Origin of the sequence: Actinospica robiniae DSM 44927 (genome assembly GCF_000504285.1) — a bacterium.
In the GTDB taxonomy this organism is placed as follows: domain Bacteria; phylum Actinomycetota; class Actinomycetes; order Streptomycetales; family Catenulisporaceae; genus Actinospica; species Actinospica robiniae.
The window spans coordinates 5,700,090-5,716,394 of the sequence record NZ_KI632511.1 but is presented as its reverse complement, the minus strand read 5'-3'; the positions used below and the strand labels follow the sequence as shown (position 1 = coordinate 5,716,394).

18 protein-coding genes are annotated in these 16,305 nt (G+C 65.3%); 8 read left to right on the top strand and 10 right to left on the bottom strand.

Annotation, left to right across the window (positions count from 1 at the left end):
- Positions 1-38 precede the first annotated feature (38 nt).
- Both ACTRO_RS45970 and ACTRO_RS47430 read left to right on the top strand, forming a co-directional pair.
- Complete coding sequence (locus tag ACTRO_RS45970) at positions 39-1,166, top strand: polymorphic toxin-type HINT domain-containing protein (protein WP_084316499.1); 1,128 nt, start codon at positions 39-41, stop codon at positions 1,164-1,166.
- A gap of 49 nt (positions 1,167-1,215) precedes the next feature.
- Positions 1,216-1,920, top strand: a complete 705-nt coding sequence (locus ACTRO_RS47430) for a hypothetical protein (protein ID WP_157436401.1) — start codon at positions 1,216-1,218, stop codon at positions 1,918-1,920.
- Between the two features lie 211 nt (positions 1,921-2,131).
- Here the strand turns inward: ACTRO_RS47430 and ACTRO_RS24290 are convergent, their stop codons facing one another.
- The gene (locus tag ACTRO_RS24290; protein ID WP_051451312.1) at positions 2,132-3,106 is read right to left on the bottom strand and encodes an IS3 family transposase; all 975 of its coding nucleotides are present in this window, start codon (positions 3,104-3,106) and stop codon (positions 2,132-2,134) included.
- 80 nt (positions 3,107-3,186) lie between these two features.
- On the bottom strand, positions 3,187-4,440 hold the full coding sequence (locus ACTRO_RS24285) for an IS256 family transposase (RefSeq protein ID WP_034276495.1): 1,254 nt from the start codon (positions 4,438-4,440) through the stop codon (positions 3,187-3,189).
- Positions 4,441-4,698: 258 nt separating this feature from the next.
- Between ACTRO_RS24285 and ACTRO_RS24280 the strand changes: the two genes are divergently transcribed.
- The 5 genes from ACTRO_RS24280 (at position 4,699) to ACTRO_RS24260 (ending at position 8,825) form a co-directional block, all read left to right on the top strand.
- A complete protein-coding gene (locus tag ACTRO_RS24280) occupies positions 4,699-5,835 on the top strand; it encodes an ISL3 family transposase (protein ID WP_157436399.1) in 1,137 nt (378 codons plus the stop codon).
- 264 nt (positions 5,836-6,099) lie between these two features.
- On the top strand, positions 6,100-6,792 hold the full coding sequence (locus ACTRO_RS24275) for a WXG100-like domain-containing protein (RefSeq protein ID WP_034266554.1): 693 nt from the start codon (positions 6,100-6,102) through the stop codon (positions 6,790-6,792).
- Entirely contained in the window at positions 6,792-7,703 is a 912-nt protein-coding gene (locus ACTRO_RS24270; protein WP_034266553.1) for a hypothetical protein, read from the top strand. Before ACTRO_RS24275 ends, ACTRO_RS24270 begins: the two co-directional genes overlap by 1 nt.
- On the top strand, positions 7,700-8,101 hold the full coding sequence (locus ACTRO_RS24265; RefSeq protein WP_034266552.1) for a hypothetical protein: 402 nt from the start codon (positions 7,700-7,702) through the stop codon (positions 8,099-8,101). The genes ACTRO_RS24270 and ACTRO_RS24265 overlap by 4 nt, the downstream gene beginning before the upstream one ends.
- Complete coding sequence (locus tag ACTRO_RS24260) at positions 8,094-8,825, top strand: hypothetical protein (RefSeq protein ID WP_034266551.1); 732 nt, start codon at positions 8,094-8,096, stop codon at positions 8,823-8,825. Before ACTRO_RS24265 ends, ACTRO_RS24260 begins: the two co-directional genes overlap by 8 nt.
- A gap of 804 nt (positions 8,826-9,629) precedes the next feature.
- Here the strand turns inward: ACTRO_RS24260 and ACTRO_RS50435 are convergent.
- The 4 genes from ACTRO_RS50435 to ACTRO_RS24245 form a co-directional block, all read right to left on the bottom strand.
- Complete coding sequence (locus tag ACTRO_RS50435) at positions 9,630-9,752, bottom strand: hypothetical protein (RefSeq protein ID WP_281177889.1); 123 nt, start codon at positions 9,750-9,752, stop codon at positions 9,630-9,632.
- A 68-nt stretch (positions 9,753-9,820) separates the two neighbouring features.
- A complete protein-coding gene (locus ACTRO_RS24255) occupies positions 9,821-11,038 on the bottom strand; it encodes an acyltransferase family protein (protein WP_051451310.1) in 1,218 nt (405 codons plus the stop codon).
- A gap of 247 nt (positions 11,039-11,285) precedes the next feature.
- Positions 11,286-11,510: a hypothetical protein gene (locus tag ACTRO_RS24250; RefSeq protein WP_034266550.1), complete on the bottom strand. Its 225-nt coding sequence runs from the start codon at positions 11,508-11,510 to the stop codon at positions 11,286-11,288.
- A 105-nt stretch (positions 11,511-11,615) separates the two neighbouring features.
- Complete coding sequence (locus ACTRO_RS24245; protein WP_157436398.1) at positions 11,616-13,190, bottom strand: hypothetical protein; 1,575 nt, start codon at positions 13,188-13,190, stop codon at positions 11,616-11,618.
- 366 nt (positions 13,191-13,556) lie between these two features.
- Between ACTRO_RS24245 and ACTRO_RS24240 the strand changes: the two genes are divergently transcribed.
- The gene (locus ACTRO_RS24240; RefSeq protein WP_157436397.1) at positions 13,557-13,814 is read left to right on the top strand and encodes a hypothetical protein; all 258 of its coding nucleotides are present in this window, start codon (positions 13,557-13,559) and stop codon (positions 13,812-13,814) included.
- Between the two features lie 8 nt (positions 13,815-13,822).
- Here the strand turns inward: ACTRO_RS24240 and ACTRO_RS24235 are convergent, their stop codons facing one another.
- From ACTRO_RS24235 to ACTRO_RS24215, 4 genes are all read right to left on the bottom strand, one after another.
- Positions 13,823-14,161: a hypothetical protein gene (locus ACTRO_RS24235; protein ID WP_034266548.1), complete on the bottom strand. Its 339-nt coding sequence runs from the start codon at positions 14,159-14,161 to the stop codon at positions 13,823-13,825.
- 39 nt (positions 14,162-14,200) lie between these two features.
- Positions 14,201-14,635, bottom strand: a complete 435-nt coding sequence (locus ACTRO_RS47425; RefSeq protein ID WP_157436396.1) for a hypothetical protein — start codon at positions 14,633-14,635, stop codon at positions 14,201-14,203.
- Between the two features lie 108 nt (positions 14,636-14,743).
- Complete coding sequence (locus ACTRO_RS24220) at positions 14,744-15,286, bottom strand: DUF4240 domain-containing protein (RefSeq protein ID WP_034276485.1); 543 nt, start codon at positions 15,284-15,286, stop codon at positions 14,744-14,746.
- A 42-nt stretch (positions 15,287-15,328) separates the two neighbouring features.
- Positions 15,329-16,291, bottom strand: coding sequence for a GlxA family transcriptional regulator (locus ACTRO_RS24215; protein ID WP_034266544.1), 963 nt, complete (start codon positions 16,289-16,291; stop codon positions 15,329-15,331).
- Positions 16,292-16,305: the final 14 nt, after the last annotated feature.

The window sequence follows — 16,305 nt, the reverse complement described above, 5'->3', positions numbered from 1 at the left end:
GTAGCTATGGCCAATGCGCCTCCGACGTCGGGAATGCGGTGAGCACCGCCTGGAACGACTCCACCTCGTATATCTCCCACAACTTTGTGGGGGTTGCTATCGGTACAATCGTGACGATCGGTGCTGTGACGTGCATCGTGGTCTCCGAAGGCGCCTGCGCCATTGCACTGGCCGCCGGTTGGGAGGCAGGCGGACTCGGAGGTGCGGCCTTCGCGTGCGTGATCTCCACTGTCTGCGAGGGTACAGGCGCTGCCGCCTTTTGCACGTTGATGACCTGTGAAGGCACCTTAGGAGGTGGCGGAGGCGGCTGTGTCTCGGTTGGTGGGGAGAGTTTCACTTCCGGCACGCAGGTACTGCTAGCGGACGGGAAAGCCGAGCCGATCGCCTCCTTGAAGATCGGTGACAAGGTCAAATCCCATGACACGGCCACCGGAAAGAGCGAATCGCAAACCGTCGATGCCGTGCTGGTTCACCATGACTCCAATCTGTATGACCTCGCCGTCACGACAGCGTACGGCACCGCAACCATCCACACCACTCTCAACCACCCAATCTGGGATATCACCAAACACGCCTGGATCGACGCTGGCGACCTGCACATAGATGACCAACTCCTCGCCGCCGACGGCACTGCCGTAACAGCTCAAGGGGGCGGCGCCCCCAAGCAGGACGAGGGCTGGATGTGGGACCTCACCATCAGCAACGACCACGACTTCTACATTGTGGCGGGCAATGATGCTCTCCTAGTCCATAATGATTCCTGCACTCTAAGTCAGTACCAGGCCGGTCTCGATCGCGCGAATTCGATCGATCGCAGTCAATTCCCGGATCCATCTGATGGGAGAATGACCGGCCTTCTTGTAATGGATAATGGGCAAAGTAAGGAGCTCATGTCGGGCACGCCGAATGCGTACCCCGGCTATGTTCCGCCACCAGGGGCTGGGCCGGGAACATATGCCTATCATCTCGAGCCGCAGGCGGCAGCGCTGGTTCGCGGCGCTACTGGCGTACAAAAGGCGACTCTATATATATCAGGAACATATGTCTGCGACACATGCTCATCCACGCTCGGCAATATGCTGCCCAATGGCGTGCAACTTACGGTAGTATATAATGGGTCAAACGGAATGCCAGCATCCAAAATGTTCCAAGGCGGATGGCCCTGATGTCGGAATGCGCCTTGGTGGCAGCGCTGCGAATAGGCCAGGAGTTCCCGTGATTGATCCACGAAGCATTGATCTGCGAGCTTTATTCGCGCAGTGGTATGGCCCGGAGAGCAGGCCTGCCTTGCAATTGGAGGACTCCTTTGGGTGGCTGCCGCAAGCATTGAAGGATTGGTATGTGCTGGATTCACGGCGCATATCCACAATCAAGCTGGCGCGCACCTTGTTTGCCCCAGGGGAGATTGAATTTGACGGGCAGATGGCCGTCTTTATGGCTGATCCAAACGAAGGATGGCGATGGGCATTCGATGTGAGCAATGTGGACGTAGTGTATGCCAAGAGCTGGCAGTCGGTACACTGGATGCCGCTTGAGGGTGGAATTGCGGAATTTTTAACACATCATGCACTCAATAATTTAACCGTTTCGCCAAAGTCGTGGAGGCTCCATGCAAGAGGGGTGAGCGAAGACTGTGTATCCTCTATTACTGATCGCCTGCAAGAGGTGGCATTGCAAGATTGGCTTTACCCCTACTCCGGGGTGCGCCTGTTTCTTTGCAATGGACTAGTAGTAGAAAGAAGCAATTCAATCTCGAGCTTTCAACCCTTAATCTTCCGGGACGGCTATTTCGATGTGGCCATCGCGGCCAATAGTCTTGATCGGGTCCGGGCATATGACCATCTTACGACTCCCGAGTGGTTTCGGCAGAGGCCGGATATTCTCCCGCCGAGCGACTGGCCGCCGTTTGACACTATCTAACCTCGCCAAGGCTGGGTTGTGCTTGCCGAAAATAGCGTCATACATGGGATCCCGCCTTCAACGCCTCGTCTAACGGTACGACAGACAGCGGCGCGTGGCCAAGAGCCTCAAGTAGCTGGCCCGCCCTGCGCACGTTGCGCTGGCGTCGGGTGCGCCGAGGCCCGAGCAGTTGTCCACATTGGAGTCGACACGGTTTTGCCACCACCTCGCCTCATGCTGTGGTTGACATGCGGGTTTGCCATGCGAGGCGGATGGTGGCGGGTGGCTGGTAGTCGATTGCGGAGTGTAGCCGCCGGGCGTTGTAGTCGGTGATGTAGTGTTCGATGTCGCGTTGGGCGCTGGCTCTGTCGGGCCAGGAGTCGGTTCCGATTTCGGATTTGATGGTGGCGAAGAAGGATTCTGCGGCGGCGCCGTCGAGGCAGGAGCCGGTTCGGCTTGTGGATTGTCGTATCTCGAGGCGCTGCAGGAGTCGCTGGTATGTCTTCGCAAAATATTGACTGCCTCTGTCGGTGTGCATGATCGTGTTGCCGGCGGTCAGGCCGCGGCTGTGCGCCATGGTCATCGCTTCGGCCACGAGGCTGGTGCGCATGTGCGCCGCGATGGCCCGGCCGATCAACTCCTTGCTGCAGAGGTCGATCACGGTCGCGAGGTAGATCCAGCCTTCGGACGTGCGGAAGCAGGAGATGTCGCCGGTCAGTTTCAGTCCGGGCATGGGAGCGGTGAAGTTGCGTTGGAGCAGGTCCGGGATCTCAGCTGCGCCCTTGTCGGGCTTGGTCAGGTTGCGTCGCTTGCGCCGGGTGATCCCGGCGATGCCGTTCTCTCGCATGAGTCGGGCGATTCTGCGCCGGCCGACCTGTGTCCTCTGGTTCTTCAGCTCCCGGGTGATCCGCTCGGCACCGTACGCCGGATGGGTCGTGTGAATCTCGGTGATCAGCTGCAACAGCTCCCGATCGCCGAGCTTGCGGGCCGTGCGCTTCTGTTGCGCGCGGACCCGGGCGAAGTAGCCGGCGTGGTCGGTGGCGATGATCCTGCAGATCCGCCGGGCTGCGAACCGTTCGCGGAGTGTATGGACGAAAGCGAAGCGTTCCCGGGCCGGCGCGTGGTGGATCAGGGCTTCGGCTGCTTCCCGCAGAATGTCGGCTTCCTCGCGCAGCGCCTGCAGGTCGCGTTCTTGCGGGTGTGTCAACCAGATTGTGTAAGTGCGTGTTGAGTGTTCCTGCCGCTGGCTGTCAGCTCTCTGGTTTCTGATTACTGGGTGTTGGCGGGTCAGAGGGGAAGCCGGTCGCCGAATCGGATCTTGAACTGGTTCATGGCCCGGTTCCAGCCGAGGGTTCCGGTGCCGCGCAGCGTCGTGCCCTTGCCGGTGCCGTCGATGTGACGTCCTTCCAGGCGGCGGATGCCGAGGTAGATCAGCTTGACGGCGGCCTCGTCGGTCGGGAAGTGGCCGGAGGTCTTGAGCAGTTTGCGCAGCGACCGGTTCCAGGCCTCGATCGTGTTCGTCGTGTAGATCACCCGACGGATGTCCTGGTCGAAGTCCAGGAACGGGATGAACTGCTCCCAGGCGCGTTCGAAGGTGTCGATCAGGCCGGGGTAGCGCCTTCCCCAGTCCTCGCGGACCTTCTCAAGGGCTTCGAGGGCGGCGGTCTCGTTGGCCGCGGTGTAGACCGGTTTGAGCGCGGAGGCGACCTTGCGCTGGTCGGCGTAGGTCACGTAACGCATCGCGGCCCGCACGAGATGAACGACGCAGGTCTGGGTGATCGCCTGGGGCCAGACCGCGTCGATCGCCTCGGGAAGGCCCTTGAGTCCGTCGCAACACACGATCAGTGCGTCGCGCAGGCCCCGGTTCTTGAGCTGGGTGAGTACGTGCAGCCAGAACTTCGCGCCCTCGTTCTCCTGGAGCCAGAGCCCGAGCACGTTCTTGACCCCGTCGAGATCGACCCCGATCACCAGGTACGCGGACTTGTTGACCACGGCGCCCTCGTGGCGCACCTTCACCCGCAGCGCATCGATGTACAGGATCGGGTAGACCTCGTCGAGCGGGCGGTTCGCCCAGGTCTCGACCTCGGCCCCGATCACGTCGGTCACCTTCGAGACCAGGCCCGGGGAACACGAGGCGCCGTAGACCTCCTGCAGGTGGCTGCTGATATCGCGGGTGGACATGCCGCGGGCGTAGAGCGAGAGGATCATCTCGTCGATCTGCCCGATCCGGCGCGAGCCCTTGGGCACGATCACCGGTTCGAAGCTGCCGGCCCGGTCCCTGGGCACCGCGAGGTCCACCGGCCCGGCCACCGTGGAGACGGACTTCGGGTAGGACCCGTTGCGCGTGTTGCCCGACCGGCGCCCGGCGGCTTCGTTCCTCTCGTAGCCCAGGTGCTCGGTCAGCTCCGTCTGCAGCGCGCGTTCCAGCACGGCCTTGAACATCTGGTTGAGCAGCCCGCCACTGCCGTCCAGGCCCATTCCGGAGGCCTTCGCGTCCGCGACCAGCTGCCCGATCGCCTCCGAGGAGAGCGCCTCGGCCACCCGCGCCGCCGCCGCGTCCTCGCGGTAGTGCCCATCGCCTTCGGCCTCGTCACGCCGAGAGGCACGGTCCATCGAAATCGTCACTGTCGGTAACTTCCTAGTGAGGTAGAGAACCCGACAGCCAAGGTCAAGCCCATCAACTACTTACACAAGAGATTAAACACTCCCGTTCTTGCCGCCGTAGCAGTCCGCGGGCGTCGGCGAGGGCGGCTTCGAGATCACGGCGGCTGGCGCGGCGGGACGACATGAACCAGAACTCTGGCAGTCGTAGCCCCACCACCTACGCACTGTTGCTGTCCTGTAGCGCGACGAACGCAACGCAGGAACCCATCCCGCCGCATGTCAAAGCTACGATGCGGCGAGTGGTGGCACAAACCGTGTCGACTCCTGCGCTGCCCGGCGCACGGGGTGGTCACCGAGTGGGCGCCGTTCGCCCGGTACCGCTCCGGATTCACCGCCGAGTTCGAGGACGTGGCGGCGTTCCCGGCCACCCGCACCGATAAGAGCGCGATCGCCAGATTCCTGCGGATCGACTGGGACACCGTCGGACGGATCATCGAACGGGTCGTGGACACGGAGCTCGACACCGGCCGTCTGGACGATCTGGTGACCATCGGCGTGGACGAGATCTCCTGGCGCAAGCACCACGAGTACCTCACGCTCGTCTCGAACCACGCCACCGGGAAGATCGTGTGGGGGCGGGCGGGCAAGGACACCGCGGCCCTCGACGCGTTCTTCGACGAGCTCGGCACCGAGCGCGCGCAGCAGATCGAGGCGGCGAGCATGGACATGGGCGCGGCATTCCGCAAGTCCGTGGCCGCCCACGCGCCCGGCGCCGTGATCTGCATCGACCCGTTCCACGTGGTCAAGCTGGTCACCGACGCGTTCGACAAGGTCCGGCGCATCGAATGGCAGGCCATGCGGCAGATCGACCCGGTGAGCGCGAAACTGTTCAAGGGCGCCCGCTGGGCACTTTTGAAGAACCCTGAAAACCTCGACGAGGACCAGGCCGCACAGCTGCGCAGATTCCGCCGGCGCGGCGGCACGCTCTGGGCAGGCTACAAGCTCAAAGAGGCGCTGCGCGCTATCTTCCACGGCGACCTGGCACCCGGCGACGCACTGTGCCTGCTCGAAACCTGGTGCACCCAGGCCGAGAACAGCGGCATGGCCCCGTTCGCCAAGGCCGCGGGGACCCTGCGCAAACACCTGGCCGGGATCAACGCCGCCCTCGAACGGAAGATCAACAACGGGCGGCACGAAGGCATCAACAGCAACGTCCGCCTGATCATCCGCAGAGCACGCGGCTTCCACTCCGCCGACGCCGCCCTCGGCCTCGTCATGCTCACCTGCGGACCAATCACCCTCCACCTACCATGGGAACAGAGCCCTGCGTAACCCACACTCATACCGGGAGCGCCCAAAATCGGCTGATGCGGCGGCAGAGCCTTGTACACGTCGCCGGCCTCCTGCTCCGTTTCAGGTTCGCCGCGATGAGGTCCGTTGCCGCCTGGGACCTTGCTGCCAGAGCCGGTCGGTGGCGTATTGTGTGACCGTACGACTACGCATCGGGCTTGGCCGGTTGCTGTCCAAGGGCGCTGGCCCGAGGTGTAGGGCCGGGGGTGGGCAAGGGGGCGGGTAATGGCGGTTGATGATCTGCCGATGCCGGTGGTGACGTTTCTGAACGCCATCGGGATTAAGTGGCCTTACATAAACGAGGATTCGCTGGCTCATCTCGCGACGCTGACGCGGGAGTTCGGGCAGGCGGTCGAGCAGACGCACGAGGACGCCACGCAGGCGGTCGCCGGCATCGCGCAGGGCTACCAGGGTTCATCGACGCAGGCGATGTCCTCCGGATGGGCGCATCTGTCGTCCACGCACGTCAAGGAGCTGGTGGCGGCGTGTGACGTGATGGCGGCGGCGATCGACGCATGGGCTGCGTACGTGGTGGTGCAGAAGGGGCAGGCGCTGGTCCAGCTCGTGGAGTTGGCGATCTCCTATGCCACCGCCCTGGCGGCGGCTCCGGAGACCTTGGGGGCGAGTTTGGCCGCGTTGCCGGGTCTTGAGGAGATCGGTGAGGCGATCGGGAACTCGTTGATCCAGGACCTGGAGATGTACGTGCAGGGCAAGGTGATCGAGGCGGCGAGCAAGCCGCTGGTGGCGAAGGTGGAGCAGATGCTCCAGGGCCTGGACTGGTCGAACGCGCCGGGCGGGGTCGATCCGCTGGGCGGCGGCACCGTCACCTTGGAGAAGGGCGTGGTCGATCAGCATGTGGGCCTGCTGCGTTCGCACGCGGCGACCATGCGTTCGCACGCGGAGACTTTCCAGTCGCAGGCCGAGGGGATCGAGTTCTGATGGCCGACGGGGAGGAGCAGCGCAACCTCGCGGTGGGTCTGAAGGACACGATCACCGGGGTGGTGAAGGATTCCTCGGGCAAGATGGCCGAGTTTCACGAGGACACCGCGGCGATCGGCGAGCAGACCTCGCAGGCACTCGTCGACCAGGACGCGAACATAGCCGGGGACCTGGCGAAGGTCCATCCGGACGAACAGGCACCGCAGATCCCCGAGCAGGAGGCTCCGCCGGCAGCGTCGCCCGTCGACGACGCAGCGGCCAAGGAGACGGCTGACAAGGCTGCGCAGGAGGCCGCGGCCCGACGGGCGGAGAAGGCAGCGGTGCCGAAACAGATCGGTGAGCTTCGCACCCAGGGACACGCCCCGGCCCGGCACCTGGACCCGAGCGAGAAGCAGCTCAATGACCGGCTCGGCAAGCCGATCATGGAGGGTGATCCGCCGACCCCGAAGATGACCCCCGACGGGTACGTCATGACGACGCAGAAGGTCGACCCCGCGCGCCCCGGCGCTGGCGGACTGCCTGACACAGACCCGCTCAAATACAAGGACATGTACCGCACCAAGCCGAACGGCCAGCCCGCGAACCACAGCTGCGGGCCGTTCGCCACGGCCTTCGGCGACCCCGAGAGCATGGCGAAGGCCGACGCCGCGGCCCGCGCCGCGATTCCCGCAGGAGCAGGCACCCACGAATTGGTCACCATCGACGCGGCCGGCGCCATCGGGCCCGAGGGCATGGGCAATCTGCGCGGGAAGTACATCGACCCGTCGAACCCGCTCACCGGCACGAACATCAATTACAAGGACGTCGACTTCACCGGCACTAAGATCACAGCGGTGTACGACAAAGCCCCGGACGGATCATGGAATCTGACCACGATCTACCCCGAGCCTGACCGGAGCATTAACCAATGAGGTGGCAGGACCAGATCCCGAACATCGACAACGTCCGCTGGGCGTTGCTCTGGGTGCACAACGTCGAAGCGGAATTCCATCGTGACGCGGCGAACCTACGGGACGAGGTGCGCGCGCACGCGGAGCTTCGCGCCGCGTACCAGGCGGCCTACGACTACGTGCTCGCGTACGACCCGACACTGCGCGAGTGGGCCAGCGCTACCGACACGCCCTTCTGCACACGCGAGCAGCTTCGCGAGTACCTCCAGGCGTTCTACGATTACGTTTTCGGCGACCGGCCCGAGCCGATCTACCCGCCCCCGAACGACGAACCGTGCCCACACGAGAAGAACAAGCGCGGCCAGTGCGTACTGGCCGTTGCCGAGCGGGAAGCCCAGGAACGGAACGACGATGACTGATCCGACCGGCGACCCCGGAGCGACGAGCCGCACGGAACTCCCGCACCGGGTCGGGCCCTGGGCCACGCGCTTCGACTCCGAGGAGGCTCTGGTCACCGCGGACAATGTGGCACGCGCCCACGCGGTCGAGCACCACGACCTCGCACCGGTGCTCCCGTTCGCTGACGTCTACGGACCGGGCCTGCATGCCGACAAGGCCACCGCGATCGGCATCAGCACCCGAATGCCGATCAACGAGGACGGCTCCACCAACTACACGCGCGGCGACTTCCTCGGCGGCCTGGTCTACGGCGTCTATCGGCCTGCCGAGACCGCCGACGCCGCCACCGGGCCGGCCGAAGGCGACCAGTTGTGGAACACGACGCTCTACCCGTACCCGGCCGGCGATCTCGACCCGCTCTGCGTGCCGCTTTCGTCGCTGGGGCTCGAGGTGCCCGGTGTCGACCGCCGCTTCCTCAACTTCTGCGCCGGACTACTCGGCTGCGAGGCAGTGGACGACCTGGGCATGCTCCAGCCGACCTTCGCCCTCGCCTGGCCCGACTACCGCGACTGCGTCGCCATGGGCCTTCGGCATCTCATCCAGCAGCGGCCGATCACACCGCAGACATGGCACCAGCTGACGTACGTGCCATTCGAAACCGCCGACCAGCTTGCGCTCTACCTCGCCCAGGTCTACGCCTACCTGTTCGACGGGTTCGGCTCGATGCCGGTGGCACCGAGTTAGGCGCGCGTTCAGCGGACGACACGTGACGGCCCCTTGGACGTGTCGGAAGTACGCACCACGGAGCGGCCGGATTTCGAACGTTGGGCGAGCGGCGGGCGAGCGGATAGGCGCGGACGGCACGGCACCATCGGCTACCGGTAGGACGGGACGGCGGCGGGAAGCCGGATCGGCTCACGCGAGAATGGACATTACGGCACGAGCCGATATGTTCGGCACCTGATTTGCCTCAGCTACGGATCAAAAGGTTAGGGGTTCGAATCCCTTCGGGCGCACCGATGAAATCCCCGGCTCAGTGGTTCTGAGCTGGGGATTCTTTGTTTTGCCGTTGATTCACCGGTCTAGCTCACTGCTACGTTCGCATGGCGCATGGCGCATGGCGCTCCGTGGGCGAGCGAAGGGCGAGTCGACGAAAGAACCTTCGGCGGATGCGCGTGTCGGGCTTGATTTCGGGCGCATTCGCCCCTTAACCCCAAGCAGCCCCGTCGCATGGCGCTTATCCGACGGATGCGAAGCGGGATGCCGCTCGGCGAATCAGGCGGCTGCCGGAGCACGATGGCACGATGCGCGTCGTGCCGAGTCTCTCGCCGCCCGCTCCTCGCATGACAGTGTCGTGACACGCCGACCACCGCCCGGCAGAAACGCTCGAAGTCGGGGAACTCCGGCCGTGCCGCCGCCACCGACTCCCGCACGGGCCTGCGCTGGCCCGGCGGTGCTGATCGGCGATCTCTACTGATTCGGTCGGCTCGACGGCGCACCAGTCGTCCCGGCGCCACTCCGGCATTCCCGCTTCCACAGGCCCCGCCCCTAGCCCTGCGCCGGCAGCCAGAGCAGCCCGAAAATACGGAAGTGGTCGCTCGGCCGCTCCAAGACGAGCGCCATCTCGATCGCGAGCGCCTGGGGCAGTTCAAGGTCTTCACCCGCCTCCACGACGGGAAGCAATCGGGAGGCGGGGTGTGAGCGGTACGGCAGCGCACTACAGGAGAGGCGACGAGCACTTATGAATTCGGGTCCGGGCTCGCGACCCGGGGCGCTGGGACACGCGGGGCGCCCGGGTCGCCCGGGTCGCCCGCGTTTGCCAGCGTGCGCTTGAGGGCGGCGTTCATCCGGGTGGCGATGGGCTTCTCGACCCAGCGCTGAACGACGTAGGCCAGTGCGAGCATCGTCAGCGTGACGAGCGCGAACAGAACCCAACTGTTGACATGGCGCATGGCACCGTGGCTGAGAACGTAGATCAGCGGGAATCCCAGGCCGACGTGAAGCAGGTAGAGCGGGTAGGTCATCGCCCCGGCCGGCCGCAGCCAACGCCAGCGGATCCAGTCGGTCCAGTGCAGGGCGGCCACGGCGATGACCGCGTAGATCAAGGTCATCAGTGCGAGCATGGTCAGATGTGAGGGGTGCCAGGTGGTGTAGTCGAAGCGGCCGCCCTTCGCCTCGAGCAGCGTGTGCTGGACGAGCAGCCAGGAGCCGAAGACCAGGAGCCACAACTGGAGGTTCGGCCCGAACCGGTAGATCAGGTAGAAGGCGATTCCGCCGATGAAGTACGGCAGGTACACCGGATCGACGATCTCGAGCACCAGTCGCGAGTTCGCGACGACGCCCATGGTCGACGCGATCAGGCCGAGGACGCAGAAGACCACGACTCTGCGGTACGTCAGTCCACGCCAGACGAGGAACGCGAACAGCAGATAGAACTGCAGCTCGCAGCGCAGTGTCCAGTAGACGCCGTCGACGTTGGGGACGCCGAGCGGGCGCTGGAAGAGAGTCAGGTTCGTCACGATGTCGGTGAACCGGGTCGGGCCGAACACGTGCGGCTCGAGCTTCATCACGAGGCCGGTGACCAGCACGGCGATCCAGTAGATCGGGTAGAGCCGGACGAATCGCGCGACCGCGAACTCTCCCACCGTCCTGTTCCAGCCGCTCATGCAGATGACGAAGCCGCTGATGAGGAAGAAGAGGTCGACGCCGAAGCGTCCGTAGGTGGTGATGTTCGCGACCCCGACGAACACGCGCGTTCCAGGCCCCCACAGATGGGAGTTGACGTGGATGAAGTGGGCCGAGAGCACTGCCAGCGCCGCGAGGATGCGCAAGCCGTCGATGAAGGGAATCCGTCTGGAGAACCGTTTGCCGGCCTCGGCGGCCGGAGCCTCTGGCCGGGTCTGTGGGGAGCCCGTCGGCACCGACTCCAACATCGCGCCGACGTCGGTTGCATCCACGGTGGCCCTCTCATCTTTCGTGAACTGAAGTTTCGATCCTTCTTGACCAAGATCTCACGCGGGTATCATGATCTTCACATTTCCGCGACGGCGGGCCTGCGGCAGCCACGCGGCAGGCGTGTATTCCGCTTGTCGCAGAGGGGGGAGCTGGAACTCGCGGTGCAGGCGGCGGCGCAGTACCGCCGCGAACCGGCCGGTGTACGTCGCGATCGCTGCAGACCCTCACACGGACGAGCGATGCAACGCGCTAGTTCCAGGGGCCGATGGTGTAGTCCTCGCCGAGCGCTTCCGCGGCCGCCGCGCAAAGGTCCATGCCGTATAGCTGGTTGCTCCCGTACGGGGATCCCCAAAGCTCAGTCGCGGACTCCGCGACACCGCGGTAGCTGAACTCCTCATCGACGCGCCATTGACGAATCTGAGCGACCATCTCAGGGGTGAGATCGGCCGGATCGACGAGTCCACGGGACGGCATACGGGCGACTCTAGACGCCATCGGCAACTGACAGCACCCGGATACGAGCTGTCCGCCGAGGCGCGGCCGCGCCCGCCGTGTGCCTGCACGGGGCGGTACTGACGGTCAGCTGAGGACCCGGTAGAGTTGGAAGCCGTCGCCTTCTGCCGTCAATCGGATGTCCGCTCCTGCCGGTGGCGCTTCTGACGTGGTCAGCAGGAGCCAACCGACGTCGTACTTGCGCAGGAGCGAATCGCGCTCGGCTGCCGGCGTGGTCGGGGCGAAGATCGCTCTGGTCGCGGCGTTGCGGGCCGCCCATTGAGACGTCGAGATTTCGGGCAGATACCAGGGCGTAGTCACGTCGTACGCGCCGTGTGCCGCTACCTCGTACTGCGCGACGCGGACGTCCGCGGCGACCACGTCGTTCGGCCGGAGGTAGCGATCGAGCCAACTGAGCCGCGGACGGTTGTCGACGTACGCGCGGGTGGGCACCGGGGTGTGCCTGAGCAGGCTGGTCGCGCTCGGCTGCCAAGCCGATGGGAGCACGTATACGAGCGCGCCGGCCTGTGTCATCAGCCCGACCGTGGTCATCACCGCCACGACCGCAACCCATAGCCGCAGCAGACGCGCGCGGGACTCGGCTACTGTCACCGCCACTGCCAGCTGCGCGGCGAGCATCGTCGTAGGCCAACTGCGACCGTACGACCAGTGCCCGGTGAGCCAGCCGTAGGCCACCACGGCGCCCGCGAAGAGGAAGAGCAGCACCAGAACATCCGTCTTGGCCCGCCGCCAGCGCAGCGCCAGGGCAACCGCGCCGACGATGACGCCCATGGCATACCAGGTGGCCATGTGTGCGTACAAAGGCCTGTGGACGGGATCGAGGACATCGAGCTCCCCCTGGCTGATGCTCCACAGGTGGTAGTAAGGCCATATGACGACCACGGCGACGCATGCAGCGAGGGCGGCCCCGAGCGCGCGTGCCGTTGCTTTGGTGCGCAGCTCGCGGTGCCGGGAGATCAGGATCGCGGCGCAGCCGATCGCCGCGTTCATCGCGGTGAACTGGTGAATGAGCAGGATCACGCCGTACCACGCGCCGAGGCCGGCCATTCGTAACGGGCTGGAGAGCGTGCGCGCTTCGCGATCGTTCAGAGACGCCCACAGATGTAGGGCCAGAGCAGTGGCCAGAGTGCTCGGATACGCCTCGGTGCCGGCGAGAGAGAGCAGCGAGAGGAAGCCGCTCCACCCTATGGCCGACGTGCCCCACCAAGTGGCGAGTCCGATCCATGCGAGCGGAGGCGCCCACCCCGCCGGCGTCAGTGTTCGTACGAATCGGTACATGCCGGTCAGGAGGAGCAGCACATTGATGATCGCGGCGACTTTATAGAGCGTGATCGCGCTCAGCCCGAAGAGCTTGCCGGGCAGGGCGAGAGCGAGCATGTAAGGGCTGTAGTAAATGCTGCTTCCGCCCGTGTCGATCACGGGATTGCCCGGGTGTAGGGGGTCGGCGATTATGCGGCGCAGCACAGCGACGTGCAGCGTCAGGTCGTCGCCCAGGGGCAGCCGTATCGCGATCATGATCAGCAAGGCGCCGACGACGCTGCCCACGACGAGCGAGGGGCGTTGACCGGCCACGAAAGCCCGCAGCCGACCCGGCTCTTGTTCGACCGTCGGCGCGGTCGGCGGTATCAATGCAACAGACACGGCAGGGGGTTGTCCCCTCGACACGGAGATGACTTTCGGGTGATCCTACCAGCGCAGCATAAGGACCCTGTGGGGCGATCGTTCAACCCGTGTGTCTGCGGCAGTTGTGGTAACAGTTTGTTAGGTTGTTGTTGATATATGAGATTACTGTAGCGCGCCAGTTCATGGGTCACGGCGAGTCCGAGCAGGCGGTAGAAAAATGAGGCGGTCGACCTCCATCCGCCAGACCCCCCGGAACGTCGGGCAGTGCTCAGCGAGGTAGCTCGTTCTGGTTTGTTCCGCTTTGGCCGAGTGTTCTGGCGAGTTCGTGTCGAGGTGGTTGAGGCATGCCTGGGAACGCAGCCGGTTTTGGTGCATCCTTGGCGCATGAACACATGGATGCAAGGATGGATACGAACACTGTCGCTGTCGGCCGTCTTCCTCATCTCTGCGTGCGTGGTGCTCGTTTCCACCCTGGCAGTGGTCAGCGCGGTATCGCTCTTGATGCTGCACGACCACTGGACCGGGTTCTCCCTGGGCTTCATGGTCTACCTGGCGCTGCAGACGGCGACCGGAACGACGCTCGGCGAGCGCAGGCGGCGGCAGCGAGAGGCCGCTTCGGTGATCGCTGAGCGCGCTATCTAGCGCAGTATCTAGCGCAGTCCACGCGGGATCTCGTCCTGGGGCGGCTCGAGCCGGATCCGGGCGTACTGGCGCCACACTCGGAAGATCTCGTCTGAAGCCCGGTTGAAGGCCCTGCTCCGCCAGCGTCCTGCCACCGGTGCGGGCAGCGGCACCGTCCGTCCGTCAGTGATCCGTAGCCGGATGATGCGAGCTCGCTGCGTACGCCGACCGAGCCCGCTGAGGTACATATGGCCGATCGAATGCCACGGCAGGAACAGCCCATCGCCGCCGCCATAGCCGATCACTTCGATGCCGGTGTCGTCGACGGTGACCCTGCCGTGCCGCGATCGGTACTCCAGCGGGTTCATGCGTATGAATCTAGAGGAGGACGGTCCGCCACCACCGCGCTACACGACGGCGCAGTCGCCGGCGATCGCCCGCTCGTCGGACGTGGCATGAAGCTGTGCTCTGTACAGATCGGAGTCGGCCACAGGGAGGCCGACGACGTTGCCGAGCCCGCTGAGGTCGTTCTCCACAGTCGTCAGTTGGTCGCCGAGATCCGAGAGATCTCCCATGAAGTCGGTCACCGGCTTAGCGCTCATATAGTTTCCGACCTCTGCTTGAAGCAAACCGAGAGCAGCGATCTCAGCATTGAGACTGTCGGCGGTGGGGAACGGACTCTCGGCTGTCATGGTCGGCGCGAACGCTTTCCAGGCCGACTCGATCGCGGCACACGCGGATGCGGAGATCGGCGGCGGGGCCGTACTCGACGGCGCGGGCGACGCTGCTGTGCCGCCCGAGCAGCCCGCGAGTACGAGCGGCACGGCGACGGCGACGGCCACACATATCAAGACACGCCGAGGTATGGAGGCCCCCCTCATAGGCCGGATACACCAGTCAGAGTACTGAATGACCGCGTGCGCGACCACGCACGGACCGTGCGCCGAGGTTCACGAGCGGTCGCGCTGCTGGGTGAGGGCGGTCAGGCGTGGAAGCTGAAGCTGCATCGCTTCTTCGTCGTCGAAGTCCCAGCCGGGTTCCAGGTCGCGGTACCGGATCGTGTACGCATCGTCCGGCATCTGTACGCCGGTCGCCGTGATGTACGCGGTCCATGCGATGGACAGCGCCGTCTCGCACTCGACGTCCTCCTCATCGGCGATGATCCGCTGGATCTCCGGGACGTCGGCGAGGCTGTCGGGGTCGGACACGACGCGCTCGTATGTGGCACGGCCCTGCACGATCAGCCAGCCGCGGAAGTAGTCGAACAGGTCGTCCGAACGGCCGCCGTTGATCTCGTAGGCGGCGCCCCACAGCCTGGTCGTGTAGGACTCCGTCATGAGATCCCACAGCGACTGTTGAGCGGCGACGATCTCCTGCTCCGGACAGCCGGCGAGTATCGCAGCTGCCTGTGACGCGACGGCTTCGGTGCCGCGCGGTTCGCCGACTTCGCGGCGAGCATCGTCGATGAGTGCCCAGAACTTCGCGTGCTCCATGGAACAGAGCATGCCAGTCGGATCCGACACCAGGCCGGAAAATCAGGAAATTGACGCCGTCCGCCGGAACGTGGCCCGGTAGGTGCTCGGCGCCGTGCCGACGTGGCGGTTGAACAGGACCCTGAGGTTTGCCGGTGTGCCGAGTCCGGCGAGCCGGGCGACCGTCTCCATGGGGGCGTCGCTGGTCTCCAGCAGTTCCCGGGCCCTGGTCAGCCGGACGTCGAGCAGCCAGCCGGCGGGTGGACGGCCGGTCTCCTCCAGGAATCGTCGACTCAGGGTGCGGCGCGAGACCCCGGCCCGGCGCGCCATCTGGTCCAGGGACTGCGGCTCTTCGAGGTGCCCGAGGAGCCAGCCGCGGAGGTCCGCCAAGGTGTCGCCCGACGTCGCGGGCACGGCCCGATCGATGTACTGGGCCTGGCCTCCGGTCCGATGCGGTGCCGCTACCAGGCCGCGGGCCCGCTGGTTGGCTGCTGCGGCGCCGTGGTCGCTGCGGATGATGTGCAGGCACAGATCGAGCCCTGCGGCGACCCCGGCGGACGTCAGGACCTCCCCCTCGTCGACGTAGAGCACGTCCTCTTCGACGGTGACCGCAGGGTAGTACTCGGCCAGCTCGGCAGCCTTGGCCCAGTGCGTCGTAGCCCGGCGGCCGTCGAGAAGGCCGGCAGCGGCCAGGACGAAAGCGCCGCTGCAGATCGAGACCATCCGCGTGCCGCGTGCGGCCGCCGCGGCGAGAGCCTCGAGCACCTCCGGAGTGGGGCGCTCCTCGTGGGCGAGTCCGGGGATGATCACCGTGTCGGCGTCGGCGAGGGCTTCGAGGCCGTGCTCGACATAGAGCGCCGGGCCGGCGTCGCACGGCACCGGGCCGGGCTCCTGGCTACAGACGGTCAGTTCGTACGGGCCTCCGGCCCAGCTCCCGAAGACCTGTACCGGAATGCCGTAGTCGAGGGCGAGGACGCCAGGCAGGGCAAGGACCACGACGTGGTGGGGCCGGTGGCGCAAAGGCATGGCACGATCCTATC